This window comes from Streptomyces aurantiacus (assembly GCF_027107535.1).
Taxonomy (GTDB): Bacteria; Actinomycetota; Actinomycetes; order Streptomycetales; family Streptomycetaceae; genus Streptomyces.
In genome coordinates this window covers 6,172,087-6,195,609 of the sequence record NZ_CP114283.1, presented here as the reverse complement: position 1 = coordinate 6,195,609, position 23,523 = coordinate 6,172,087, and the positions used below count along the sequence as shown (strand labels likewise).

Annotated in this window: 26 protein-coding genes; 10 read left to right on the top strand and 16 right to left on the bottom strand. The window is 72.6% G+C overall.

Annotation, left to right across the window (positions count from 1 at the left end; all coding sequences use genetic code 11):
• Window positions 1-10: 10 nt before the first annotated feature.
• Window positions 11-574: an RNA polymerase sigma factor gene (locus O1Q96_RS29785; protein ID WP_269251106.1), complete on the top strand. Its 564-nt coding sequence runs from the start codon at window positions 11-13 to the stop codon at window positions 572-574.
• Window positions 567-1,583 carry a CU044_5270 family protein gene (locus tag O1Q96_RS29780; RefSeq protein ID WP_269251105.1) on the top strand — a complete coding sequence of 339 codons (1,017 nt, stop codon included), beginning with the start codon at window positions 567-569 and terminating at the stop codon, window positions 1,581-1,583. Before O1Q96_RS29785 ends, O1Q96_RS29780 begins: the two co-directional genes overlap by 8 nt.
• Window positions 1,584-1,749: 166 nt before the next feature.
• On the opposite strand, the gene O1Q96_RS29775 is transcribed toward O1Q96_RS29780, so the two are convergent.
• The gene (locus tag O1Q96_RS29775; RefSeq protein ID WP_217453533.1) at window positions 1,750-2,121 is read right to left on the bottom strand and encodes a nuclear transport factor 2 family protein; all 372 of its coding nucleotides are present in this window, start codon (window positions 2,119-2,121) and stop codon (window positions 1,750-1,752) included.
• Between the two features lie 185 nt (window positions 2,122-2,306).
• Between O1Q96_RS29775 and O1Q96_RS29770 the strand changes: the two genes are divergently transcribed.
• Together O1Q96_RS29770 and O1Q96_RS29765 are read left to right on the top strand one after the other, a co-directional pair.
• Window positions 2,307-2,606: a hypothetical protein gene (locus tag O1Q96_RS29770; protein ID WP_217453534.1), complete on the top strand. Its 300-nt coding sequence runs from the start codon at window positions 2,307-2,309 to the stop codon at window positions 2,604-2,606.
• A 167-nt stretch (window positions 2,607-2,773) separates the two neighbouring features.
• Entirely contained in the window at window positions 2,774-2,998 is a 225-nt protein-coding gene (locus O1Q96_RS29765; RefSeq protein WP_269251104.1) for a hypothetical protein, read from the top strand.
• Between the two features lie 115 nt (window positions 2,999-3,113).
• Here O1Q96_RS29765 and O1Q96_RS29760 read toward each other — a convergent pair whose 3' ends face one another.
• The 8 genes from O1Q96_RS29760 to O1Q96_RS29725 form a co-directional block, all read right to left on the bottom strand.
• Window positions 3,114-4,337 (bottom strand): hypothetical protein, encoded by a 1,224-nt coding sequence (locus O1Q96_RS29760; RefSeq protein ID WP_269251103.1) that lies wholly within the window; start codon window positions 4,335-4,337, stop codon window positions 3,114-3,116.
• A 129-nt stretch (window positions 4,338-4,466) separates the two neighbouring features.
• Complete coding sequence (locus tag O1Q96_RS29755) at window positions 4,467-5,543, bottom strand: polyprenyl synthetase family protein (RefSeq protein WP_419586969.1); 1,077 nt, start codon at window positions 5,541-5,543, stop codon at window positions 4,467-4,469.
• Window positions 5,540-6,733, bottom strand: coding sequence for a tetratricopeptide repeat protein (locus tag O1Q96_RS29750; RefSeq protein ID WP_269251101.1), 1,194 nt, complete (start codon window positions 6,731-6,733; stop codon window positions 5,540-5,542). The genes O1Q96_RS29755 and O1Q96_RS29750 overlap by 4 nt, the downstream gene beginning before the upstream one ends.
• Before the next feature lie 286 nt (window positions 6,734-7,019).
• Window positions 7,020-7,529, bottom strand: coding sequence for a mycothiol transferase (locus O1Q96_RS29745; RefSeq protein WP_269251100.1), 510 nt, complete (start codon window positions 7,527-7,529; stop codon window positions 7,020-7,022).
• Between the two features lie 65 nt (window positions 7,530-7,594).
• Entirely contained in the window at window positions 7,595-8,005 is a 411-nt protein-coding gene (locus tag O1Q96_RS29740; RefSeq protein WP_419587075.1) for a Zn-ribbon domain-containing OB-fold protein, read from the bottom strand.
• A gap of 105 nt (window positions 8,006-8,110) precedes the next feature.
• Window positions 8,111-8,833 (bottom strand): TetR family transcriptional regulator, encoded by a 723-nt coding sequence (locus O1Q96_RS29735; RefSeq protein ID WP_269253769.1) that lies wholly within the window; start codon window positions 8,831-8,833, stop codon window positions 8,111-8,113.
• A 182-nt stretch (window positions 8,834-9,015) separates the two neighbouring features.
• Window positions 9,016-9,408, bottom strand: a complete 393-nt coding sequence (locus O1Q96_RS29730; protein ID WP_419586968.1) for a hypothetical protein — start codon at window positions 9,406-9,408, stop codon at window positions 9,016-9,018.
• 281 nt (window positions 9,409-9,689) lie between these two features.
• Window positions 9,690-10,613, bottom strand: coding sequence for a MurR/RpiR family transcriptional regulator (locus tag O1Q96_RS29725; RefSeq protein WP_269251097.1), 924 nt, complete (start codon window positions 10,611-10,613; stop codon window positions 9,690-9,692).
• A 126-nt stretch (window positions 10,614-10,739) separates the two neighbouring features.
• Between O1Q96_RS29725 and O1Q96_RS29720 the strand changes: the two genes are divergently transcribed.
• From O1Q96_RS29720 to O1Q96_RS29710, 3 genes are all read left to right on the top strand, one after another.
• Window positions 10,740-11,285: a GNAT family N-acetyltransferase gene (locus O1Q96_RS29720; RefSeq protein ID WP_269251096.1), complete on the top strand. Its 546-nt coding sequence runs from the start codon at window positions 10,740-10,742 to the stop codon at window positions 11,283-11,285.
• Window positions 11,286-11,385: 100 nt separating this feature from the next.
• Window positions 11,386-12,099: a ribonuclease H family protein gene (locus O1Q96_RS29715; RefSeq protein ID WP_269251095.1), complete on the top strand. Its 714-nt coding sequence runs from the start codon at window positions 11,386-11,388 to the stop codon at window positions 12,097-12,099.
• A 134-nt stretch (window positions 12,100-12,233) separates the two neighbouring features.
• Window positions 12,234-12,428: an antitoxin gene (locus O1Q96_RS29710; protein WP_269251094.1), complete on the top strand. Its 195-nt coding sequence runs from the start codon at window positions 12,234-12,236 to the stop codon at window positions 12,426-12,428.
• 95 nt (window positions 12,429-12,523) lie between these two features.
• On the opposite strand, the gene O1Q96_RS29705 is transcribed toward O1Q96_RS29710, so the two are convergent.
• The 4 genes from O1Q96_RS29705 to O1Q96_RS29690 all read right to left on the bottom strand — a co-directional run bounded on the left by O1Q96_RS29705 (window position 12,524) and on the right by O1Q96_RS29690 (window position 17,359).
• A complete protein-coding gene (locus tag O1Q96_RS29705) occupies window positions 12,524-13,420 on the bottom strand; it encodes a hypothetical protein (RefSeq protein ID WP_269251093.1) in 897 nt (298 codons plus the stop codon).
• A gap of 127 nt (window positions 13,421-13,547) precedes the next feature.
• Window positions 13,548-14,921, bottom strand: coding sequence for an alpha/beta hydrolase family protein (locus O1Q96_RS29700; protein ID WP_269251092.1), 1,374 nt, complete (start codon window positions 14,919-14,921; stop codon window positions 13,548-13,550).
• Between the two features lie 333 nt (window positions 14,922-15,254).
• Window positions 15,255-16,133 (bottom strand): poly(ethylene terephthalate) hydrolase family protein, encoded by an 879-nt coding sequence (locus O1Q96_RS29695; RefSeq protein WP_269251091.1) that lies wholly within the window; start codon window positions 16,131-16,133, stop codon window positions 15,255-15,257.
• A gap of 71 nt (window positions 16,134-16,204) precedes the next feature.
• Entirely contained in the window at window positions 16,205-17,359 is a 1,155-nt protein-coding gene (locus O1Q96_RS29690) for a PucR-like N-terminal domain-containing protein (RefSeq protein ID WP_269251090.1), read from the bottom strand.
• Between the two features lie 228 nt (window positions 17,360-17,587).
• On the opposite strand from O1Q96_RS29690, the gene O1Q96_RS29685 reads away from it, so the two are divergent.
• Window positions 17,588-18,865, top strand: a complete 1,278-nt coding sequence (locus tag O1Q96_RS29685) for a PucR-like N-terminal domain-containing protein (protein ID WP_269251089.1) — start codon at window positions 17,588-17,590, stop codon at window positions 18,863-18,865.
• A 46-nt stretch (window positions 18,866-18,911) separates the two neighbouring features.
• Here O1Q96_RS29685 and O1Q96_RS29680 read toward each other — a convergent pair whose 3' ends face one another.
• On the bottom strand, window positions 18,912-19,568 hold the full coding sequence (locus O1Q96_RS29680) for a thioredoxin-like domain-containing protein (RefSeq protein WP_269251088.1): 657 nt from the start codon (window positions 19,566-19,568) through the stop codon (window positions 18,912-18,914).
• Between the two features lie 88 nt (window positions 19,569-19,656).
• Window positions 19,657-20,037: a hypothetical protein gene (locus O1Q96_RS29675; protein ID WP_269251087.1), complete on the bottom strand. Its 381-nt coding sequence runs from the start codon at window positions 20,035-20,037 to the stop codon at window positions 19,657-19,659.
• 115 nt (window positions 20,038-20,152) lie between these two features.
• Between O1Q96_RS29675 and O1Q96_RS29670 the strand changes: the two genes are divergently transcribed.
• Window positions 20,153-20,731, top strand: coding sequence for a TetR/AcrR family transcriptional regulator (locus O1Q96_RS29670; protein ID WP_269251086.1), 579 nt, complete (start codon window positions 20,153-20,155; stop codon window positions 20,729-20,731).
• A complete protein-coding gene (locus O1Q96_RS29665; RefSeq protein ID WP_269251085.1) occupies window positions 20,728-22,119 on the top strand; it encodes an MFS transporter in 1,392 nt (463 codons plus the stop codon). Before O1Q96_RS29670 ends, O1Q96_RS29665 begins: the two co-directional genes overlap by 4 nt.
• Window positions 22,120-22,179: 60 nt before the next feature.
• Here O1Q96_RS29665 and O1Q96_RS29660 read toward each other — a convergent pair whose 3' ends face one another.
• Entirely contained in the window at window positions 22,180-23,388 is a 1,209-nt protein-coding gene (locus O1Q96_RS29660; RefSeq protein ID WP_269251084.1) for a damage-control phosphatase ARMT1 family protein, read from the bottom strand.
• Window positions 23,389-23,523 lie beyond the last annotated feature (135 nt).

Here is a 23,523-nt window from a genome sequence, read left to right as displayed (position 1 = left end):
CCTACGGAACATGAGCAACGACGAGACCTTCGCCGCTGCCTATCGCGAGCACTACTGGGCGGTCAGCCGCTACGTTGCGCGGCGACTGGACGGCCGGACGAGCGAGGTCGAGGAAGTGGTGGCGGAGGTCTTCGCCGTCGCCTGGCGACGCCGTTCCGACCTGCCCGCCTCCTCACTGCCCTGGTTGTACGGCGTGGCGCGCAACTGCCTGTCCAACGCGGTGCGCGGCTTCGGGCGCCGTCGGCGACTGGTGGACAGACTCGGCAACGACGAGGCCGCACACGGCAGACAGATCGTGGACAGCCCCGACTCTGAGCAGCCCGCCGCCTGGGTGCACGACGCGCTGGCCCGGCTGTCCCCCGCAGACCAGGAAGTGCTGAGACTCACCGCCTGGGAGGAACTCGGTGTCGACGAGGTCGCCGTGGCCCTCGGATGCGGCAGCCGCGCCGCCGCGATGCGCCTGCACCGCGCCCGCCGCCGCCTCAGGGCCGAGATCGACCGCATGCGGATCACCGTGGCCCCCGGCACCGAGACGCCCCGCCGCGCCACCCCGAAGGAGCAGGGCCATGGCTGACGAACTCGAACTGCTGCGCGGCGCCAACCCGGTGCCCTCCGACGACCCGTGCTTCGGCGAGGGCCCCCTGGGCCACGAGGCCGAGCGCCGCCTCACCCACCTCATGCGCCCGGCGGACGGCCTTGCACCCGCCGGTACGGGCCTCGACCGGTGGCTGCGCCGCCCCCGCCCTCGTCGTACGCGCCTTGTCTGGGCCCTCGCGTCGACCGCGGTCGTCGCCGTGACCGCCGTGGCCCTCCTCTTCGCGGGCCCGAGCTCCGGTCCCGCCGTGGCCGCACCCCGCCCGCTGGTGCCGGTGGCCGGCTCCACCCCCGTCTCTCTCGACCGGCTGGCGGAGCGCGCCGGTCAGACCGCGCAGGACGGTTCGTCCGGCCTGCGCAAGGGCACGCACGTGCAGTCCTGGAGCATGGGAATGTCGGAGGACGAGCCCCCGGTCACGCTTCCCGTGGAGCGCATCGTCCGATGGCACGCGGACGAGAGCCACACGGAACTGGTGGTGGCGACGGATCCGCGCCGCCCGGGCCGGTCCGTCCTCTCCGACGAGGGCGGCGCCCCGCGCCTCGTGGACGACGGTCACGTGATCAGCGAGCAGACCTACCCGCCGAGCTGGAGCGACGCCCCGCCCGAGTCGCCGCCGCCCCACGACACCACGCGGCTGCGCGCCTATCTGCAGGAGGCGCAGCACAGCGACACACCGCTGACCACGTCCGAACTGCTGCAGGCCGTAGGGGTGTTGCTCGACCACTGGTCCCTCGGTCCCCGCGAGGACGCGGCCCTCGCCCGGCTCCTCGCGGACGCCGGGGGACTGCGGCCCGCCGGCCGGGTGACGGACCGCCTCGACCGGAGCGGCCAGGCGTACGTGTACGACGGACCCGGCGCCCGCCGAATGCTGATCATGGACCCGGCGACCGGCGCCGTACTCGGCCTGGAGAGCACCGCCACCGTGGACGAACCCGAGTGGGGTCTGGAGGCGGGCGACGTCATGGACTACAGCGCGTGGATGCGCTGACCGGACGCCGGCCCGGCGCCGCGCGGCCCAGACCCGTTCGCCGCACCGGTCGAGGTGGTGGCCCGCCTCGGCAAGGCACGGCCCGCAACCACGGTGTCCGGGGTCCGGGACATGTTCGTCGGACCCCGGGTGTTCCTCTGTCTGCTCCGCCTCTCCGCTCCTCTCCCTACTCCTCGGCGTCCCACGCCTGCAGCACGGTCTGGTCGACGATCTTGCCGTCGCGGAGCGACATCATGGAGTTGGCGAGCACTCTGACGCCGTCGGGATAAAGACAGGACTCCTGGAAGGCGACGTGATCACCCTGGACCACGCACTGTTCCATCTTGTGTGTCATGTCGCGGCTGTAGACGTCGTCGAGCATCCTGCCGATCTGCTCGCGGCCGTGCATGACCATCGGGTGGCTGGGCTGGGTGTTGCGGTCGACGACGCGCAGTTCCGCGTCGTCCGCGTACAGCGACAGGAGTGCCGTCGCGTCCTGGCCTTCGATGCCCCGGCGCAGCGCTTCGGTGTCGAAGCCGGGGCTTGCCGCGGTGCCCATGATGGACCTCCTTGTGGACCATGAGGGAAGGCCGCGGCCCGGTGCGGAGCGGGCCGCTGAGGGCCTCTCCTTAGAGACTCCTCCGGCGCGGGGTCCGCGGCAAGCGCAGCCGGGCCGATGCGCCTCCCGGGTGAGGAGCCGGGCGGGGCCGTGTCCGTGGACCGCCCGTCGCCGTTGCTGAAGACATGATCTCAACACGACGTATTGTCGCCGCCGTTGGCCTCGCCATCGGCGTCACGGGCCTGGCCGTACCGTCCGCGGGCGCTGCCACGGTCCCCGAGACGGGAAAACTGAACCCGATCGCCGAGCTCGACTCGCTCGCCGTGAGCGACCTTCCCACCGAGCACCGGAACAAGATCCCGAAGATCTCCGAGGGGATCGACGAGCTCAACCAGCTGAACGGCCTCTACCAGCTGGAGCAGCTGCACCAGGTCACCGACCTCGCCGCGCCCGTCACCGGCCTGCTTCCGGCGATCGAGTACTGAGCCGTCGAGGTACCGGACAGCGACGTCGGCGTGCGCCTCCCACCGAGGCACACGCCGACGTCGCGTTTCCGCGGGGCTTCCACCGGGGCGTCGCGGGCCGGTCGGGGCGGTGCCTCGCCGCGCGCTGCCCGGATGCGCGTTCCGGCGGTCCGGGTGAGGGTGAGGGCATGTCGGAACATCCGGTGGTACTCGTGCATCCGCCGCGCGGCGACGGAGGCCGGCGCGTGACCGTCCACGGCGAGGCGGTCGGCACCGCCATGAACATCCCGGACGTCGTCGAGTTCCTGCGCCGCGCCGGTCTGGAGTTCGACGAGAACGAGGTCGCGGTGTCGCCGCTCATCGAATGGCGCGGCGGGGGCTCCTCCTACTGGGGCCCCGAGCCGCGGCGCTGACGTACGCCGTATCCGCGCCGGCCGCCGCCCCACCACCCGCGTGACACGACCGTCGACCGCAGGACACCCTCAGGGCGCCTGCTGCCGTACCGACCCGCCGCGTGAGGGGCTCCCGTCAGCAGATGGTCTGCGTGCTGTTGACGAGGGTGTTGTTGCGGAACGTCGTGTTGACACCGCACGGGCTCTCTCTGATCGCGGAGTTGGTCACCCGCAGGTTCTGGACGGTGATGTCGGAGTTGTTGGGGAACTCCGAGCGTGCGGCCAGCCGGATCTCGCCGCCGCCCGTGACCGTTCCGCTCTGCGCGGCGAGGTGCACGTTGTAGCAGTTCTCGATCAGGATCGCGTTGTTGCCGGTGTTCGAGATCGTGACCCGGTCGATGGTCGCGCCGCCGCTCTCCGAGACGCAGAAGACGCCCCGGCCGCCGCCGCGCGCGATGACCTCGCCGACGCGCACGTTGGTGGGGTAACCGCTGCCGATCCGGCCGTTGCGGTTGGCCATCCGGAAGGCCGCGTACCCGGTGCCGGCGCCCGCCCCGTCCGCGTCCACCTTCGTGACGGTGGCGTTGACGGTCTGGTTCAGCAGCAGACCGGACTCACCCACGTTGCGTGCGGTGACCGTACCGATGGTGATGCCGTCGACTCCGTACGTCTCCACGGCGTGGCTGCTCGCCCCGGACACGTACACGTTGTCGATACGGACGTTGCGGGTCCACTGGCTGGTGTCGCCGCGGTTGTCGATGCGCACGCCGAGACCGCGGGACAGGCGCATGTCGATCTGGCCGAGCACCACGTTGGTGACGTTGCGCATGAAGATGCCGTACAGCGGGGTTCCGGTGAGGTTCAGGTGCTGGACCTCGATGTCCCGCGCGCCGCGTGCGTAGACCGGCGCCTGGTCACCGGAGCCCGAACCGGTGACGTTGATGGTGCCGCACACGTCGAGCACGGTGTAGCTCGGCAGGGAGACCCTGGATCCGGCGCCGATGGCGCCCGAGCCGCGCACGACGACCCGTTCCTTCGACGTGCGCCCCGCTGTGAGGCTGTTGACGGCCGCCTGCATAGCGGCCCGCATGTCGGTCCCCGTGTGGACGACACTGCCGCCGCGCCGGGCGGTCCACGTGCTGCCGCTCAGGGTGGCCTCGGCCTGGTACGAGCCCTCGCCGCACGCCGCCGCGGCCCGTGCCGGGGCCGCGCTCGCCGGGGCGGTGAGCACGGCGGCCGCCGTGACCAGGGCGGTGGCGCACGCGGCGACGACACCGGCCCGCCGTCCGAGGGCGCGTGGGGTCGGGTGGGTGGTCCGTGCGGTCGGGCGAGTGAGGTGAGGTGCGGCTCTGCGTCCCATCTCGTCTTCTCCTGTGTGGGGGGCTGCCGCCTGCCCGGCACCAGCCGGAGCAAGCGTTTTCTATGGCGGGCGGTGAGTTTGGCAAGGGCTTTCTACGGCGTCAAGGGACCGGTACGGCAAAGGAGTTGGTCACAACTCGCGGCGCACGAGGAACGCGAGCAGAGCGCGCAGGTCGTCGGCGCTGCGGGGCGCCGAAGGGAGGATCTCGAGACAGGCGTCCACGGCGGCGATGTGACGGTGGGCCTCCGCGAGGGCGGCCGCACGGCCGCCGGCGTCCTCGATCAGGGTCGCGGCGCGGCGGGCGGCGGTGCCGTCGAGAACTTCGGCGGAGTTCAGGAGACGGGCGAGCGGCCGGGCGGCAGGCGTACCGAGGGCCGCGAGGACCGGGTACGTCTTCTTGCCCCGGAGCAGGTCCGCGTGGACCGGCTTGCCCGTGACGGCGGGGTTGCCCCAGATGCCCAGCAGGTCGTCGACCACCTGGAAGGCCACCCCCAGATGGCGGCCGGCCCGGTCGAGCGTGGCGACCGTCTCCCGAGGGGCACCGGCGAGCACGGCGCCCAGTGCGGCCGCGCAGCCCAGCAGCGCGCCGGTCTTGTGCTCGGCCATTGCGCGGTACTCGTCGGGACGGACCGCCGCCGGGCCCGTCCACGGGCGGGTCTCGAAGAGCAGGTCGTCGGCCTGGCCGCGCACGAGGTCGCCCAGCGCGGTCGACAGGTGACGTACCGCCGACGGGACATCGGCGCCGGGCGCGGTGGCCAGCGTCTCCACGGCCAGGGCGAACAGCGCGTCGCCCGCGAGGACGGCCGGGCCCGTGCCGTACGCCTTCCAGACGGTGGCGCGCCCGCGCCGGGTCGCATCGCCGTCCATGATGTCGTCGTGGAGCAGCGAGAAGGTGTGCACCAGCTCCACCGCGACGGCCGCGGTCACGCCCGCGTCCGCCGGGGCCCCGGCAGCCTCCGTGCCCAGGACGGCCAGGGCCTGCCGCAGCCCCTTGCCGCCCGCCGGCCCGGACACGGGCGCGCCGCCCGCCTCGCACCAGCCGAACGAGTACGCGGCCATCTCGCCCACCCATGGATGCAGCCGTCCGACGGCCTCGGCCAGCGCGGGGCGCACCTGGGCCCGACAGTGCTCCAGCAGCCGGGACGCGTGCCCGGCGTCGACGTCGGTGACGGCGGAGGGGGACGGTGCGGAGGACATCGTGGTCATCGTCGGCCCTTCGCGTCGGCCCGGTCGGCCGCGGACACGGCGTCGCACACGACGGGAGTGGCCGCGACGAGGGTGGGCGCGACGACGGCGCTCGCGGCCGAGCCGGCCTCGACGGGGTCGGCCGGACTCGTGCCCGTCCCGGTGGAGAGCGGGGTCCGTGTCGCCGTCTCGATGCCGAACTCGGCCTGCGCCCGCGCCACCATGCGATGCGCGTGCCGCAGGCCGATCCGCTCCAAGTCCTGTGCCAGTTCGGCCAGTTCGGCCGCTGTCTCGTCGAGGTCGCGGCCCAGGCGGGCGAGGGACTTGGCCAGACCGAGCCGGGAGAGCGCCTCCCCGCGGGGCTCGCTCATCGCACGGAACTCGGCCAGCGCCTGCGCGTAGACGTCGCGGGCCTCGGCGTAACGCCCGGCCCGGTAGAGGACGTTGCCGCGCATCTTGTGGTTGTACGCCAGCGCACTCGTCAGGTTCATCTCACGGCAGGACACCTCGGCCTCGGCGAGCAGGGCGAGCGCCCGGCCGGCGTCGCCGTCGCGCACGGACACGATGTCGGCCAGGCCGCGCAGCGCCCACGCGTGACCACGCCGGTCGTCGGCCCGGCCGGCGATCCCGGCCGCCTCCTCGAACATCGCGTACGCCGTGTCGTACGACCCGGTGTTGCGGTGCATCTGGGCGATGCCCTCCAGCGCCCACACGGTGTGGCGCGCCTCGCCGCGTTTGCGGGCCTCTGCCAGAAGCCGTTCGTGGAGTGCGCCGACCGCCGCGTAGTCGCCCTGGATGCGGCCGGTCTCCGCCATCCCGGCGAGCGAGTAGCCGCGCACCACGATGTCTCCGCCCTGTTCGCCGAGTTCGGCGGCGAGTCCCAGCAGGCGCCAGGCCAGGGGGAGTGCCCCGCGCTGGCGTGCCAGGGTGCCTCCGCTCCACAGGGCCCACGCCATCGCGGCCGTGTCCCCGGCCTCCCGGGCGGCGCGGTAACTGGCCTTCCACGCGCGGTCGGCGTCGGCCACCTGACCGAGCCGTCGGTGCGCCTCCGCCACCGCGAGACCCGAGCGTGCCGCCTCCGCCCGCGCCCCGGTGCGTTCGGCGGCGCGCAACTGCTCCGTCCCCGCGGCCAGTACGTCGACCAGGGAGGAGTTCACGGACAGGGTGGTGAGCGCGCCTTGGTACTCGGGCGCGGATGCCTTGGCGTACATGGGTGCCTTTCGTTCTGCCGGTGCTGACGAGCGCGGCGGACCCTTGCTATACACGGTATGTATACATGCTGTGTATAGTGCCCCGGTTCGCCGTCCTGGATCACTGTCCTGGGGTGACGGGTCGCCGACGCCGCCGCGCCGTCTCGTTGTGGATCAGGACGAGGATGCCGACGGCGAGGTTGCTTCTGAGGCGCACATCACACCAGGTGGAGGCGTGGGGTGGACGAGGCGCGGGCCGGGAGTGCGGCGGTCGTCGCCGGTGTGGCTCTCCCGGGCCGGCCGCCGCTCAACGGCCGGTCAGCAGTCCCCGTACGAAGGCGGCTTGGCCCACGTGCTGCAGGTCGTCCGAGAGCACACTGACGAGGCGGGCGCCCAGGGTGACCGGCGGGGACCAGTTCTCGTCGACGACGCGGTCCAGGTCGCCGGCGCGCAGATCGCGCAGCGCCGCCAGCGTCTGCCGGTGGACGGCGTCGTAGTGGCCGACGAGCAGGTCGCCCGAGTCCACCCGCACCTCGGCGACCTGCTGCGGGGTGTGGCCGTAACCCGTGTCCCCGCTGGGCAGGGTCAGTGCGAAGCGGACCGCCCAGTCCTGCGACAGCCAGACCTGCTTCAGGCCGAAGGCGTCCGCGACATGGTCGTCCTGTACGCGGGTGAGGTGCCAGACGAGCCAGGTGATCGAGTTGGCCCGGCCGTCGGGACGGGCGTTGAGATCGTCGGGGGAGAGGCCGTCGACGACGGCATGGACCTCCTCCTGGATGCGGCCGTAGGCATCGACCAGAACGTCCTTGGCGTGCATGGGCCCTCCACGCTCTCCGCGGGCACCTGTCCCTGCCAGTGTCCCTCGCGAAGCCGTCGAGCGCGTCAGTGCCAGCCGGAGTACGGCTCCTCGCAGAGCTGGAACACGGGCTCGCGGCGCACCGGATCCATCGCCGTGGTGAGCTGGACGCGGTCACCGGTGCGGATCGCGATGAGCGGCCCGGAGACCCGGCCCCGGACGGTGAACCCCTCCGCCAGCTCGACCAGTGACACGTTGCGCGCGCCCGGAGTGTTGCGCTGCACGACGGTCGTGTGGCGGATGACGCCGAGGCCCGCGCTGCGCTCCGTGCGCAGATCGCTGCCCGCGCAGACCGGACAGAGCACCCGGTGGAACGTGGAGGTCCCGCACCAGCGGCAGCGCTGGTAGGTGAGCCCCTCTTCGGTCTGTCCCGCGGTCGTCGCCGTCACCGGGTCGAGTACGCCCGTCGTGGTCCCGCTTCCTCGGTGGAACACGATGTCATCTCCCTGCGCCTGGCCGGAATCCGAAGGTGCGCGGAGCGTCGCGCACGGGCTCAGGGTATGGCACGCAGTGTCACAGGTAAAGGCACTCAGTACCCTCAATCAGTCGGCATCGCGTCCGAGTGTGGTCTCGATCTCCTGGACGACCCGCCACAGCGGAGCCCCGCGCCGGGAGACGACGACGACCACGTCCTCGTCGTCACGGCCCCCGTTCCTCCCCTCCCCGGCGCCCTCGTCCGCCGCCTGCTGCGCCGGGCCGCCGGGTGCCTGGTCCGGCCCGAAGATTCCCTGGACGTGGGCGAGGGCGTGGTCCACCTCGGCGGTCGCGTCGCTCCGGCCGTCCGAGCGCAGCCAGGAACGCAGCCCGTTGTTGTGCGCGGCGACCACGGCCGCGGCGATGACGTCGGCCCGCAGCGTCCCGTCGCGCCGCCCCGCGAAACGCCCGCGCAGATACGCGGCCAGCGCCCGCTCGTACCGCCAGACCATCGAGAGTTCGTACGTCCGCAGCCCCGGTACCTTTCGGGTGAGGCGGTGGCGCTGGACGGAGAACGTCGGGTTCTCGGCGTACATGCGCAGCACCAGACGCGCGGCGTCGCAGACCCGCGCCACCGGTTCGTCCGTGGGGCCGCTGTCGCCCAGGAAGGCGGTCATCTCGGCCAGGCAGCCCTCGTGGTCGGGGAAGACCACGTCCTCCTTGGACGGGAAGTACCGGAAGAAGGACCGGCGTCCGACGCCCGCGAGGGCCACGATGTCGTCCACGGTGGTCTGCTCGTACCCCCGCTCCAGGAACAGCTGGAACGCCGCCGCCACGAGGGACGCCCGCATCGGCGGCTTCGGATTCGTCACGTGCGCCGCCGGGTCGGGACGTGGTGCCTCGCTCATGGTGGGGAACCTAGCACCGGACGCGAGGCGACATGGCACTCAGTGTGCTCCGACGGGGGAACTGAGTGCCACCGTGCTGCGGCGCCCTCGTCCGCGGGCGTCGCCGGCCGCCGGGCCCGTGCGGCTCAGTGGCCCTGGCGGGCGTTGTGGCTCTCCACGAGCGCCTGGGTGACCACGCGGACGCCTCGTGCGATGTGGTTCAACTGGGTGAGCTCGGCCGCGTACAGCTTGATCGTGTGCTCGATGACGGACTCGTGCATCCCCATGGCGGGCAGTTCGGCCCGTGCGCTGTGCAGCGCGGTGCGGACGACCCGGATCTCCTGCTGCAGCTGGATCTGCGCGTGGCGGGCGAGCAGTACCGGCTGGCGGATCAGCAGCGGATAGCTGGCGTAACGGGTCGGCACCAGCTCGCGCAGCCACTTGGCCGCCGACCGTTCCCAGTCACGGTTGCCGGGCGTCTTGACCTGACAGGGCCAGTCCGTGCTGATGGGCGAGGAGTACGTCAGGGACATGTGCATCGCTTCCGAGGTGGCCGGCGGGCGGTTCTTGTCGTTCTTGGCGGCCCCGGCCCAGGGGATTGACCGGGGCCGCCACGGGCGTGCGCGAGCGGTGCCCGTTCGGTGCACCCGGGCCGGTGCGAGAAGGGAGCGCCGTTCCCGGGCCGACCGGGACCCCACCGGATCCCGATCAGCGAGAAGTATTCATATATACCGTCCGGTACGCAAGGGTATGAAAAAATTCATGTCTCGGTACGGCTGAATCATGACTTGCGGAACGCTGTCACCACATGCCGGAGAGGTCAGTCCTTGAGGAAGAAGGCGTGTTCGTCCGCGACCTGTTCGTAGTCCTCCAGGCGGGCCTGCGTACGCTCGGGATCGGCGTCGGTCATGGCCTGGAGCAGCGCCGCGGACAGCACGACGGGCGCCGCGTAGGAGTCGAAGACGAGCCGTGAGCCGGTACCGGTGGCGAAGACCACGTCGGCCTCGTCGGCCAGCGGCCCCAGCCCCAGGTCGGTGATCAGGGCGACGCGCAGACCGGCCCGCCGGGCGACCCGCATGGCCGTCAGCGTCTCGTGCGCGTGCCGCGGCATGGTGAAGGCCAGCACCCAGGTACCGCCCGCCTCGCGGGACTGGAGCAGGGCGTCGTAGGCGACACTGCCGCCCCGGGTCACCAGCCGGACGTCGGGGTGCACACGCCGGGCGGCGTACGCGAAGTACTCGGCCAGCGACCCGGAGATCCGCAGCCCGAGAACGGTGAGCGGAGTCGACCGCGACAGCGCGCGCCCGGTCTCGATGACCCGTTCCGGGTCGGCGAAGTCGCGGCGCAGATTCTCCAGGTTGTCGATCTCCGCGTCGACGGCGGCCTGCAGCTCGTTGGGCCGGGCCTCCTCGGCGGCGTCGGGCGAGCCGGCCAGCTTGCTGAGCGCGATCGACTGGAGGCGCTCCCGCAGGGCGGGGTAACCGCTGAAACCCACCGCCGTCGCGAAGCGGGTCACCGAGGGCTGGCTCACACCCACGCGTTCCGCGAGATCCGTGATCGACAGGAAGGCCGCCTCGGCGATGTGCTCGATCAGGTACTGGGCGATGCGCCGCTGCCCCGGAGAGAGCCGGGGTCCGTCGAAAAGGGCCCGCAGCCGGGTCGTGGGCGCGGCCTCCGTCTCCGGGACCTGTTTCCCCGAACTGATCGCGGACGCCTGCGCGCGGGCCTGCTGCGGCGATGGCACCGGTGCGCCTCCTTCTTGTCCCACTGTGGTTCAACATAGCTCACAGGAAGGGAGGTCCGGCGGACGGTCGCTCATGGTCAGAGGGTTGCTCCACGGGCGTCGCACGGGTTGTGTTTCGATGCCGGGATGAAGAGAGAGAACACCGGTGCACCGGCCAGGACCTCGATCAGGCTTCGGACGGAGGAGGACCTCGACGCGTGCGTCCGGGTGCTCGCAGCGGTCCACGAGAGCGACGGATACCCCGTGAACTGGCCGGACGAGCCAGGTGGGTGGCTGTCCCAGTCCTCCCTGCTGACGGCGTGGGTCGCGGAACGCGACGGCCGTGTCGTCGGTCACGTCGCCCTGTCCCGCGACGAACCGGGTGACCTGGCCCCCGGGCTGTGGCGTGCCCGCCGGGATGCGAACGCCGTCACCGCGGTCGTCAGCCGTCTGTTCGTCGCACCGGAGGCCCGCGGCAACGGAATCGGCGCGCTCCTGCTGACCCGGGCGTCCCAGGACGCCGGACGCCGGGGTCTCCACCCGGTTCTGGACGTCGTCGCGACCGACAGAGCGGCGGCAGCCCTGTACGAACGGCAGGGCTGGCAGCGACTGGCGACGGCGGAACAGCGGTGGAGCCCGGACCGGACGGTCACCGTCCACGCCTACGCGGCAGCGACGAGCCCGGCCCTCTAGGGGCGCGGGCCGCCGCGCGACCAGCCACGACGGACTCGCGCCTCACCCCGGAGACGGCGCGGAGGACGGGCCGGTAGGCCCGTGGACCCCGCACCCTGGCATGATCGGGCGCATGGCTGAACGCGTAATCGCCGCATGTGACGGGGCGTCGAAAGGAAACCCGGGGCCCGCGGGCTGGGCCTGGGTCGTCGCAGACGGAACGGGAACCCCCACCGAGTGGGAAGCGGGCCCCCTCGGCACCGCGACCAACAACGTCGCCGAACTGACGGCGCTGGAACGGCTGTTGACCGCCGTCGACCCCGCCGTCCCGCTGGAGATCCGGATGGACTCGCAGTACGCGATGAAGGCGGTCACCACCTGGCTCCCGGGCTGGAAGCGCAAGGGCTGGAAGACGGCGGCGGGCAAGCCCGTGGCCAACCAGGAACTCGTCGTACGGATCGACGAACTGCTCGACGGCCGCTCGGTGGAGTTCCGGTACGTGCCCGCGCACCAGGTCGACGGCGACCCCCTCAACGACTTCGCGGACCGCGCGGCGAGCCAGGCAGCGTTCGTCCAGGAGTCGGCGGGCAGCGAGCAGGGCTCTCCGCAACCGCCGAAATCCCCGGCGGCGAAGAAGTCGGCGCCTGCGAAGAAGCGCGCCGCCTCCGCCGCCACGGGCTCCTCGTCCGCGCGGTCGTCCTCCGCCGCCTCCTCGCGCACGCTCAAGGCGAAGTTCCCGGGCCGGTGCCGCTGCGGCCGCTCGTACACGGCCGGCGAGACCATCGCGAAGAACGCCGACGGCTGGGGTCATCCGGAGTGCCGTACGGAGGCCTAGGCGGCCCGGGGCGGGGTGGTCTGGAACCGCCCCGGGGCCCGCCCGGGAACAGGCCGGTGTGCCGCCCGGATGCGAAACCCGCCACCTGCGGTGACCCTGGATGCGTGGGGGTGAACTGATCAGGAGGATGACTCATGTCCGTTATGGACAAGATCAAGGGAATGCTGAAGGGCCACCCGGAACAGACCGGCAAGGGTGTCGACAAGGGCGGCGACTTCGTCGACGACAGGACCCAGGGCAAGTACAGCGGTCACGTCGACACCGGCCAGGACAGGCTCAAGGACCAGTTCGGTTCGAACCCGGACCAGGACCGGCCGCCGCAGTCCTGACACGGCAGTCGCGCGCAGGCGGCGGGGCACTCCCCGCCGCCGTCACGGGCCGGCCCCCTCGTGGGGCCGGCCCGTCGTGCGTGCCGCCCGACCGGTCAGTGCTCCCGGGGACCCGAGGGGCCACAGGTGACCGTGGGCCCGGCCAGAATGCCGCCCGTGTAGAGGCTCTGGCCCCGGGGTGTCCAGTAACCCAGTTTCGAGACGACGGTCGAGCAGGCGCCCAAGACCCTGGCGCGGACGACGACCGTGGAGGGACGGCCCGGCTGGAGGTCGGTGAGGGCGCAGTCCAGGGCGTACATGCTGCGGGTCGTCGAAGGATGGCGGCCCGTGAGCGGGTTGACGCAGCGGGCGTCGGACGTCGTCAGTTCCACGCCCGAGGCCTCCTCCCCGATGAGCCCGAAGCGGGCGCTGCCGTCGCCCGCGTCGCTGTCCCGCGAGACGGTGTACGTCAGCGTGGCCGACGTGTGGGGCCGCAGCGTGCGCCGGTCGACCTCGATGCGGTGGGTGGGGACGGGCTTCGGGTCGGTGAGGTTCAGGGTGGCGCGGACCGTCCCCCGCAGGTCGACGCCCGCGGGCGACGACCGGACGTGCACCGTGCCGCTGACGTCGTACGTACCCGGCCCGGGGGTCTCCCTGCCACCGGGCAGCGGGCCCGTGGCGACGGTCCGGCCGTCACGCCGCAGCGTCCAGCTGCCCGACGTCAGACAGGCGTACCGGACCTTGTTCCCATGGCGCCCGCAGGTGGCCGGAGCCGACAGGGACGTTCCCGCGCCGCCGCCGCTCGCGCAGAGACTGACGGCCGCATGTTGCCCGCCCGGCCCCTTCAGGAGGCCCGCGGGGACGCAGACGGTCGACGGGGACGCCGGCTCGGGTGCCTGGGAACGGTGGGCCGCGCCCGCCGGCTGTCCCACGGCGGTCCAGCCCGCGGCGGCCAGTACGGCCGCCGCGGTGAGCAGCAGGGGCGTCCTGCGGGGAGCGGGAAGCAGCGGCACGGGTTCCTCCTCCTCGGCCGCGAACGGCCGGGCGCCGGTCGCGTGCGCTCACATGCGGTCGCATGCGTCGAGGAGAGAATGCGGGAACGCCCGGGGGCCGGGCCGCTCCCACGCCGGGCGGGACGGGTCAGGGCCGGTACGCGTCGCCCGGATGGGCCAGGTCGTACGGGCGCGGGTACGGGGCGGGACGGTAGGTGCCGTAGCGGGCCGGGGTGGTCGGATCGGCTTGCTCCGCACGCGAGTTGAGAGCCTTCGGGCCGGTGTCGCCCCACCGTCCCGTGGCGATGCGGTGCTCCAGCGCGTCCAGTGCGGCGATCTGCTCCGCCGGGCTGAAGGTGCAGTGGCCGGCGTTGTCGACGTACGCCTGGCGCAGAAGAGGCCGGGAGCCGCCGGCGGTGGCGGCCCGCAGATAGGCGCTCTCCGTCTGGACGGGGACGAGGGCGTCTCCGGTGGTGTGGACGGTGAGCTGAGGCTTCGTCAGCCTGCCCGTGAAGGCGCTGGTCCGGCTCATCCAGTCGAGAGCCTCCTTGTCCGCCTTGACGCGCGGAGCCCTGTTGAGTGTCCTGAGGTCGTCCTTCAAGGAGCGCCCGGCCGCCTTGTAGAGCCCCTTGACCTGCTTGTACGTCGAGGAGCCGCGCAACAGCCTCGCGTAGTCGACGCCGGTGTTCCAGGACGAGTTGCCGCCCGCCAGCCTCTCCGTGTCCTGGCGCCAGCTGAACGCGGCCGTCGCCAGCAGCCCCCTGACGGCGGTGTACTGGTTGGCCTCCTGGGCGTTCCAGTCGTCGGGTGCCGGGCGGGGCTGGGCGGGGTCGTTCCAGCCGGGGATGTTGTGCAGGGCCGCCGCGAGGGCGATCCGGGCCCGACCGTCCGCGGAGTCCTGGGCCTCGGCCACGACACCGCTCAGCGTGGTGGCGGCCGCCTTCGCGGCGGCCTGGTCCCGGAAGCCGGCCAGGGGAACCAGGGCGTCGGGCGCGAGGAGAGCCTTGAGCGCGAAGACCGGGTCGAGGGTGTTGTTCCAGTTGGCCACACCGCCGTGGACCAGCCCGCAGACGGACAGCGATCCGTCGATGCGCCCGGCATGGCGCTCGGCGATCCGCGTGGTGACGAGCCCTCCGTACGACTGGCCCCAGGCGAGGGTTCGCCGGGCCGCCCCGAACCGCTCGGTGAACGCGTCGAGCGTCGCCAGCTGGTCCGGCACCGCGTGCTCCACCGCCCAGCCGGTGGTGGCGTACGAGGAGCCGATCAGTGCGTAGCCGTCCTTGAGGAGGAGGTCACGGGTGGCGGGGTCGGTGACGTTCTGGGCCGGGTTCGGCGCGCCCGGGGGCCGGAACCCGTGACTGAACAGGAGCACCGTGCCGTTCCAGCCGGCGGGCACGTCCATGACGTAGGTCGCGCCGGAAGCGAGGGTGCCCTCGAGGTGGACGTCCTCGGCGGCGGAATGCGCGGGGGCCGCGGTCACCGTCAACAGGACGGCGACCGACAGGAGAAGGCGGCGATTCACGAGCGGATCCCTTCGAGTGTGGGGGCACGGGACGCGGGTGAGCACAGTGAAGTTAGGCATGTTCGTGCCTGTGGTCAATGTTCTGCGCAACATGGGGGCGTGAAGATGTTCCTCGCCGCCGCACCCGCGGGTACGCAAGCGGATCGGGTCGCGACAAGGACGCCAACCGCATCCTGCTCACCCGCGCCGACCGACCGATCGCGATTCTGGAACCGGGAGCCGCTCGGCGGCAAGGGCGGCGGAACCGCCGGGGTCAGGGGACGCATGGGCGCACAGCAGCACGGCGGGTCTCCCCCCCCAGGAAGCCCCGCCGTGCCCGCGCGCCCGGAAGGGCTACCCCGTGGGGCAGGTGTTCCGGTACTCGCTGATCTGTGTGTTCGGTGTCGGTGCCGGGCACAGGAACTTGTCGTACCGCACGTCCTCGTCGACGAAGCGCTTCAGCCAGGAGATGCTGTACTTGGCGATCGTCACGTTGGAGCCGAGCGCCACGTTGTGGTCGGCGCCCCGGAGTTCCAGGTAGGCCTTCTCGGGTGCGGCGGTGAGGCTGTTGTAGAAGACCTCCGCGTGCGAGCCGGGCGAGGCGATGGCGTCGTTCTCGGCGCCGATGATCATCGTGGGGACCCGGTCGGTCTGCCAGGTCTTGTCGTTGCTCCACGGCATCAGCGGCACGGCCGCCTTGAGCGAGGAGCGCGTCTCGGACGCCTTGAGGGAGCCGCCGCCTCCCATCGAATGACCCATCACCGCAAGGCGGTTGGGGTCGATGCGGTTCTTCACGGAGCTGGACTGGACGAGGTAGTCGAGCGCGTTGAGCATCTGGGTGGCACGGTCGTCGGGCTGGTCGAACCCGGAGTTGGTGTCCAGCGTCAGGACGACGAAGCCCTGGGACGCGAGGCGCGGGCCGTACCAGCTGATCAGTGCCTCGGGTGTCACGAAACCGGGGCTGACGACGACGGCACCGAACGTGCCCTGACTCGTGTCAGTGGGGTAGTAGGCGGTGCCCTGCTTGAAGTTCGGGCCGTCGACCCTGGTCTGGGCCGTGGCGAACGGGCCCCGCTCGGCGGTGACGGACTGTTCGGTGGGATCGGGGCCCCGTTGGAAGTCTCCGGGCCCGGCCTGCGCCTCCTGGGGGAGGAGGCCCACGCTCACCGCCAGAGCGGCGGCGCCGGAGAGAAGGCCGAAGCGTTTCGCGGTGCGGTTGCTCACATGTCTCATGCGGCCAGAGCATGCTGACCGCCAGTCGGAACCGCTTCTCGTTCAACTGCTGAATTCCGTACGGGATTTTGTCAGGACAGCAAGGAACGGCGCACTGACCTGGTGCGCAGCGCGAGCTGCGCGTCGAACCGGAATGCGGGATCGCCCAGCTTCTCGCCGTACAGGGCGGCCAGCTGGCGCAGCCGGTTGCGGGCGGTCTGGGGATGGATGCCCAGGGCGGCGGCCACCTCCGGAGCCGTGCGTCCGCCGGAGGCCAGCAGCGCTTCGAGTGTGTCCGTGAGCCGCGCCGCCTTGCCCGGCGGCAGGGCACGCAGGGGATCGAGCACCTGGTGGGCCAGGAGGTCCCCGATCGGCGCACCGTGCAGGAGATGCACGTCCGCGAGATGGTCCTCGGCCCTGAGCCGTCCGAGGCGCAGCCCCAGCCGGGCGCAGTGCAGCGACACCCACGCCTCGTCCAGCGCGACACTCGGGCCCACCGCCGCGTCCGACCCCTGAAGGGCACTCAGCAGCCCTCCACCGGGCACCACCAGGTGCAGCTCACCGCCCCGGCTCACGCGCAGCACGTCCTCGTCGACCACGCTCACGTCGGCGGAGGCCGGCAGGACCGCGCACCGGACCCGTTCCGGCAGCGGCCAGGCGGCCCTGCGGGCGAGGTCGGGCAGCGGCTCCGCGAGTGGATCACGGTGGCGTTCCAGCAGGCGTGCCGCAAGCAGACGACGGGTGCGCAGCACCTCGTCGGCGGCTCCGGCCCTGGCCTCCTCGAAACCCGCCACCGACTCCTCGGCGAGCGCGTGGATGTGGGTGAGCACGGCCTCGCTCAGCGGGACCGCTATCTCACCGGAGAACGCGGCGTCCCGCGCCACGTCCACATAGCGGCGGCACGCCACCCGGGCCCCGATCCGGTAGGCGGCCTGGAGCCCGTCCATGCCCCGGCCGCTCAGGTACTCCAGTCTGCCCAGCCGCCGGAAACGCGGCACGTAGTGCTGCTGCGGCCCGTCCGGTTCCTCCACCAGTTCGGTGAACTGGGTGGCCGCCAGCCGCACCGCCTCGGCGAGGTCCTGCGCGACGGCCGAGCCGATGGGCTGCCGGTAGCCGCGCACCTCTCTTCGGATGGCCTGGACCATCTCCGTGGTGATCTCCGGGAGACGGGCCCGGAGCAGCGGAGCGAGCCCCGGAGGCAGGTCGTGCCACGGGCGCCTGGACAAGAGCGGATCGACAGCTGACACGTCCAACTCCCTCACTGGGGGCCTGTGGTCGAACTCCCGCCTGCCTTGCGATCTCGCGCGCGCTCACACCCGGTACGCCCGCCAGGGCCTAGCACGGAACGGTGAGTCGTCGTGGACCGGAGTGTAAGGCGGGTGACACTTTCGTCGCCGGTCCGCGCGCGGAATCTGGTGTACGTCACACGGGTCCCGCAGGCTCGGTCAGCCCCACGGGAACCCACGGGAGGCACCATGACCCCCACACACGCACAGGCCATGGGCACACAGGACGCCGAGCCGCTTCCGGGCGACATGCGCAGGATGCTGCTGCGGTACATGCCGGACGCCGTCGACGAGATGGAGGAGGCCGTCCGCTCCGGTCTGCCGCACTACACGCACCTCGTCGACGGGACGCACGGCTACTCGCTGCGCCAGATCATCGACCGCACCGTCAGCTGCTTCGTCTCGGTCCACGACGCCACCCGCCCCGGCTCGGTCGCCACGGCCGAGATCATCGCCCTGTACGAGCGCATCGGCGCCCGGCACGGCCGCCTCGGCTGCTCGCTCGACGTGCTGCGCGACGCCCTCGACCTGGCGGGGCGGGTGGCGTGCCGACGGCTCATCAAGGACGCGTACCGGCTGCACTGGCCCGCGCCCCTGCTGGCGACGCTCACCGAGGACACCTTCGCCCTGATCAAGACGGCCGTCGCGGCCGCCTCGCGCGGCTACGCCGAGGAGCGCCACCGGGCCCCGCTCGACGTGCAGCGGGACCGGCTGCGGGACGCCCTGGTCGCCGACCCCGACGGCCGGCCCCGGCCGCTCGCGGAGCTGGCCGCGGCGGCCGACTGGCGGCTGCCGGGCACGCTCGCCGTCCTCGCCCTGCCACCGGGCGACCATCCGCAGACGCATGTGCTGCCACCGGAGGTGCTCGCCGACCGGAGCCCCGCCGCTCCCTACCTCGTCCTCCCCAACCCCCGTACACCCGGGCCACGTTGGCTTCCAAGAACCGTCGGTGCCGCCCTCGGTCCCGTCGTTCCGCCCGACCGGGGCGCGGTCTCCCTCCGATGGGCGCGGCGCGGTCTGGCACTGGTCGAGCGCGGCACACTGCCCGCCGCGGCGCCCCTGCGCTGCGTCGACCACGTGGCGGCGCTCACCGCGTTCAGGTCGGGCGATCTCCTCGAAGCCGCCGCCGCGGAGCTCCTCGGACCGCTTCTCGCCCTCCCGGCCCGCCGCCGGGAACCGCTCCTCGAAACCCTCCTGGTCTACCTGCGCTGCGGTGACAACGCCGTCCTCACCGCGTACCGCCTGCACGTCCACGAGCAGACGGTCCGCTACCGCCTGCGCCAGATCACCCAGCTCACCGACGGCGCCTGCCCCGACCCCGAACGCCACCTGGAGACCATGCTCGTACTGACCTGGCTGCTGTCGCCGGGAGCGGCGGACCCACCGACGGCCGGCGGGCACGCCACCGCGGGTCAGCCGCCCGGCACGACCGGGGCGTCCACGCCCGCCCGGCCGAGGCGGGCGTAGACGCGCGGCCGGCCGACGACGGCTCGGCGCTCGCGGCGCCGAGGCGTCAGGAGGCGTCGATGCCGCCCGCGCAGGCGGCCCCCGGCTCCGGCGTCTGCGCGCCCTGCACGTACTTCGTGAGGAACTGCTGGACGCGCGGGTCGGACGCCTTCTCCACGGTCAGCTGCTTGCCCCAGGCCGACAGCATGAGGGCTCCGGCCTGCTCCTTCACCGGGCTCATCAGCGTGTACGGGGTCTTGGCGACCTTGTCGGCCAGCGTCTTCACGTCGGCGTCCGCGGCCTTGTCGTTGTACGTGATCCAGACCGCGCCGTGCTCCAGCGAGTGCACCGCGTTCTCGTTCGGTATCGCCTTCGTGTAGACCGAGCCGTCACACGTCATCCATGCCTGGTGGTGGTCGCCGCCGACCGGCGGGTTCATCGGGTACGACACGGACTTCGTGACGTGGTTCTGCGTCAGCTTCTTCGCGTTCCAGGACTTCTCGCCCTTGACGGGCTTCTTCGCGGCGGCCTGCCGCTGCTCGTCCTTGTCGTTCGCCCGGTCCAGGTAGTACGCGCCGAAACCGACGAGTCCCGCGACGATGACCGTGCTGACCGTGATGGTCAGGATGCGGTTCCTGCGCTCGCGGGCCTTCTCGGCGCGGCGTATCTCCTCGATGCGTGCCTTGCGGGCCGTGGCGGCCGACTTCTTGCTGGTTCTGCTCATGGGGATGCGTTCCTAGTCCCCGCCGCTGCGGATCGTCCGGGCGGCGGTGGGTGAGGGGTCTGACGGACGGCGTCGTACGGACGCCGGCCTAGATCCGCTGCACCTGGAGGACGTGGAGGTCCGGAGCCCCGTGCGCGGGCGGCGGCACGGGGGCGCGCGAGGCACGGGCCGGGCGGGCCACGACCGGCATCCGTGCCGGCACCGCGGGCAGCGGATGCGCTCCCACGGGGAGCACCGCGCGCGATTCCCGGGTGGGCAGGCCGCAGCACTGGTCGTGCTCGGCGGGGGAGCCCAGCCTTTCGTGGGCGACGGAGACGGCGGTCACCGGTACGGAAGGCGGCGCCGCCAGGCCGTGCGACGGCACGTAGCCCAGGCACGTCACCAGCACCGCGAGCAGCACGGCCAGGGCAGGGCACAGCGCCGCGTCCCGCGTGACGCGGCGCGCTCGCTGGGGCCTCCGGCTGCTCATCACGGTGATGGTATGCGGTGCCCGCGACGGCGATTCCAGGGCCCCGCGCAACGACGGGGCGGGCGCCGCCACTTGCAAGTAGACACTGTCTACGTCCGGCTGGTAGACAGTGTCTATGAGCGAACAGGAAATGGGCCTGCGGGCCCGGCTGGTGGCCGTCGGCGTCGATCTGGTGGCGGAGGAAGGCGTGCAGGCCCTGTCCCTGCGGGAGATCGCCCGCAGGGCGGGTGTGTCGCACGGCGCGCCGCGCCGCCACTTCCCGACCCACCTGGAGCTGCTGTCCGCCATCGCGCGCGAGGGCTTCGCCGAACTGGGGACCCTCGTCGCCGAGCGGCTGCGCGACGACGAGGAGGGGCCGCGCGCCCAACTCGCGGCGCTGGCAGGGCTCTACGTCGACTTCGGCCTGTCCCGCCGCGGTATGTACGAGCTGATGTTCCGCCACGACCTGCTGGAGAGCGACAGCCTGGGACTGCGCGAGACGAGCCTGCCCCTCTTCGCCTCCCTCGCGGACCTGGTGAGCCGGGCCCGCCCCGACGTGCGGGCCCCGGAGGTCGCGGGCGCCCTCTGGGCGAACCTGCACGGCATCGTCCAGCTGTGGGGATGGGGCAGCCTCCGGCTCGCGACCGGAGCGGACGGCGTCGAACCCTTCGTACGGTCCGCCCTGGAGGCCCACCTCGGCCCGGAACCCCGGTGAACCCGGCACGCCGTCAGCACCTCACGCTCGCGGCCGGCGTCACGGGCGCCGGGGTCGTGGCCCTCGACGGAACCGTGCTGACCGTCGCCCAGCCCACACTGCGGCACGACCTCGACGCCTCACTCGCGCAGGTCCAGTGGACCAGCACCGGCTATCTCATCGCGGTCGCGGGCCTGCTCGTCCTCGCCGGCCGCCTCGGGGACCGCTACGGACACCGGCGGGTCTTCACCGTCGGCGTGCTCGGCTTCGCCCTGGCCTCGGCGGCCATCGGCCTGGCTCCAGGCATCGGCTGGGTCGTCGCCCTGCGTGTCGTGCAGGGAGCCTTCGGTGCGCTGCTGCAGCCGGCCACCCTGGGAATGCTGCGCGCCGCCTATCCGCCCGACCGGCTCGGCATGCCCGTCGCCCTGCGCACCAGCGCGATCGGAGCGGCCGCCGCGCTCGGTCCCCTCCTCGGCGGCGCGCTGGTCGCCCACTTCGGCTGGCGGTCGGTCTTCTTCCTGAGCGTGATCCCCGCGCTGGCGGCCGGCGCCCTCGCTCTCGTCGGACGCGCACCGGCGAACACCTCGGACGTACGCCTGGACCTGCCGGGCGCCGTCCTCCTGGGGGTGACGCTGATCTGCCTGGTCCACACCCTCGTCGCAGGGCCGGACTCCGGCGGGACGGCCGCCACCGGTCTGGGAGTCCTGTGCACGGTGGCCGCCTGCGCCGCCTTCGTCCGCCACGAACGCCGTGCGGCCGAACCGCTGATCCCGCCCGACGTGGTCCGTTCGGCGACGGTCGTCTCGGCGCTCGGGATGCTGCTGGCGGTGTCGGCGGCGATGTTCGGCGCGTTGTTCCTCGGCACGTACTACCTGCAGGACGTGCGGGGCCTGGACCCGTTGCTGGGCAGCGTGCACGCGCTGCCGCTCGCCTTCATGACGGTGGTCGGCGCGCCCGTCTCCGCCGTGCTGTTCCGCCGCCACGGTCCGCGCCGGACCGCCGTGGCGGGCATGCTCCTCGTCGCTCTCGCCGCCCTCCTGATGTCCCGCCTCGGTCCCACGTCGGGTTCCGTGGCGATCGGCGGCTGTTTCCTGCTGCTCGGCGCCGGTTTCGTCTCCGTGATGGTCACCGCCACCACGGTCGTCGTACGGGCGGCGTCCGTGGAGGCGGCGGGCGTGTCGGGCGGCCTCCAGCAGACCGCGATGAACATCGGGCCTCTGCTCGGAGTGGCCCTGGCCACGGCGCTCACGCCCGACGATGTCCCGGCGCCCGGTGCCGCGCTGGTCGTGCTCGCCGCCGTCGCCGCGCTCGGTGCGCTGCTGGGCGCGGGGCTGCCCGCCGTGTCGGGCGACGGAAGGCGTCCGGCCCCGGTGGGACCGGGCGCCCCGGACACGGCGGGCCATCCGTAGAGCGGACCCGGTGAGGAACGCGACGGCCGGCCGCGCCGGATCTCCTCACCGACGGAACGGTCAGGCTTCGACCTGGATCAGGGCATGGGTCCCGCTCGTGCGCCAGGCCTGCGCGCCCGCGTCCAGCTCCTCGACCGTCCGGGGTGCCAGGCCGGTCACCACGTCCGACTTGAGCGTCCGCAGCGCCGCCACCGGGCCGGGGAAGTACGCGGTGGCCTCGCCGAACGGCGTGGTGGCCGGCCAGTGCCGGTCGCCCACCAGGCGGCGGTAGTTGAGGTCGCCCTTCATGACGGTGAGTGTGGCGGACGCGAAGTCCTCCCGGAGGTCGTCGGGCATCCGGTCGTAGGGGTGCGGCGCACAGGAGAACGGGTGAGCACGCAGAACGAGCTGCCCGTCGCCCACGGCCTGACGCAGGCGTCCGCCCACCTCCGCGGCACGGCCGGGCGCCTCGGCCAGACGGTCGAGGCAGGCGAGGGTGTCGGCGGTGGTGGCGTCGGATACGTAGTACGGGTACGGCTTGAGGTGCAGGACGACGGAGGCTGCCCGCCCGGTGGTGAGCAGGTGATCGGCGAGGACGAGGTCGGGGAGCAGTTCGGGGCCGGCGTTGTCGGCGACGAGGCAGACCCTGCCCGCGGCCGCGGCCGAGAGGACCTCCCACAGTGCCTCCGAGTCGTCGACGACGAGTCCCTGCACCCGGTCCGCCAGCCCGGCCGCGCCCGCGGACAGTCGGAAGCCGAGGTCGGCACGGTTGCCCCAGAGGGAGGACAGCAGGAGCGTCCGGTCCCGCTCCTTTGGCGGGAGCCCGGGGAGTCGGTCGAGCGCGGACAGTTCGTCGTCGACGGCGGAGCCCGCCAGTTCGGCGTTCTTGAAAGGGGCGAAGGGGTCGATGCCCTGCCAGGGGCCCGGGGCGAAGTGGCCCAGGGCCGCGAGGAGTTTGCGGTAGAAGAAGCTCTCCGCCCAGAGGAACGGGACGTCGGCCCAGCTCTGTCCGTAGTACGGCTCGTCCTGCCAGTGCTCCGCGCCGGGTTCGTCCGCGTCGAGCCGCTCGACGGCCCCCTTGGTGATCTCGTCGAGGAGGGCGTCCAGGGCGCGCCGCTGCCCGGGTGGGTACGGGGTGGCCCGCCGCACCCGCTCGATGAGGGCCGGGTGCCGTTCGTCCAGCACGCCGCGGGCGAAGGAACCCGGGGTGCCGACGACGACGGGGGCACGGTCTTCGTCGGCTGCCGCGTCGGCGGGGACCTGACCGGTGTGGTGGCTGGGACTCGTCATGCCTCCAGTAAACCGCCCGAGCCGCTCACCGGCCGCGGGCCGTCACACGGGTGACGTCGACGCCCGGATTCCATGGCCCGCCGACGCCGCCACGACGGAAGGCAACGGCCGGTACCGGTCGTTGCAGGGGTGCCG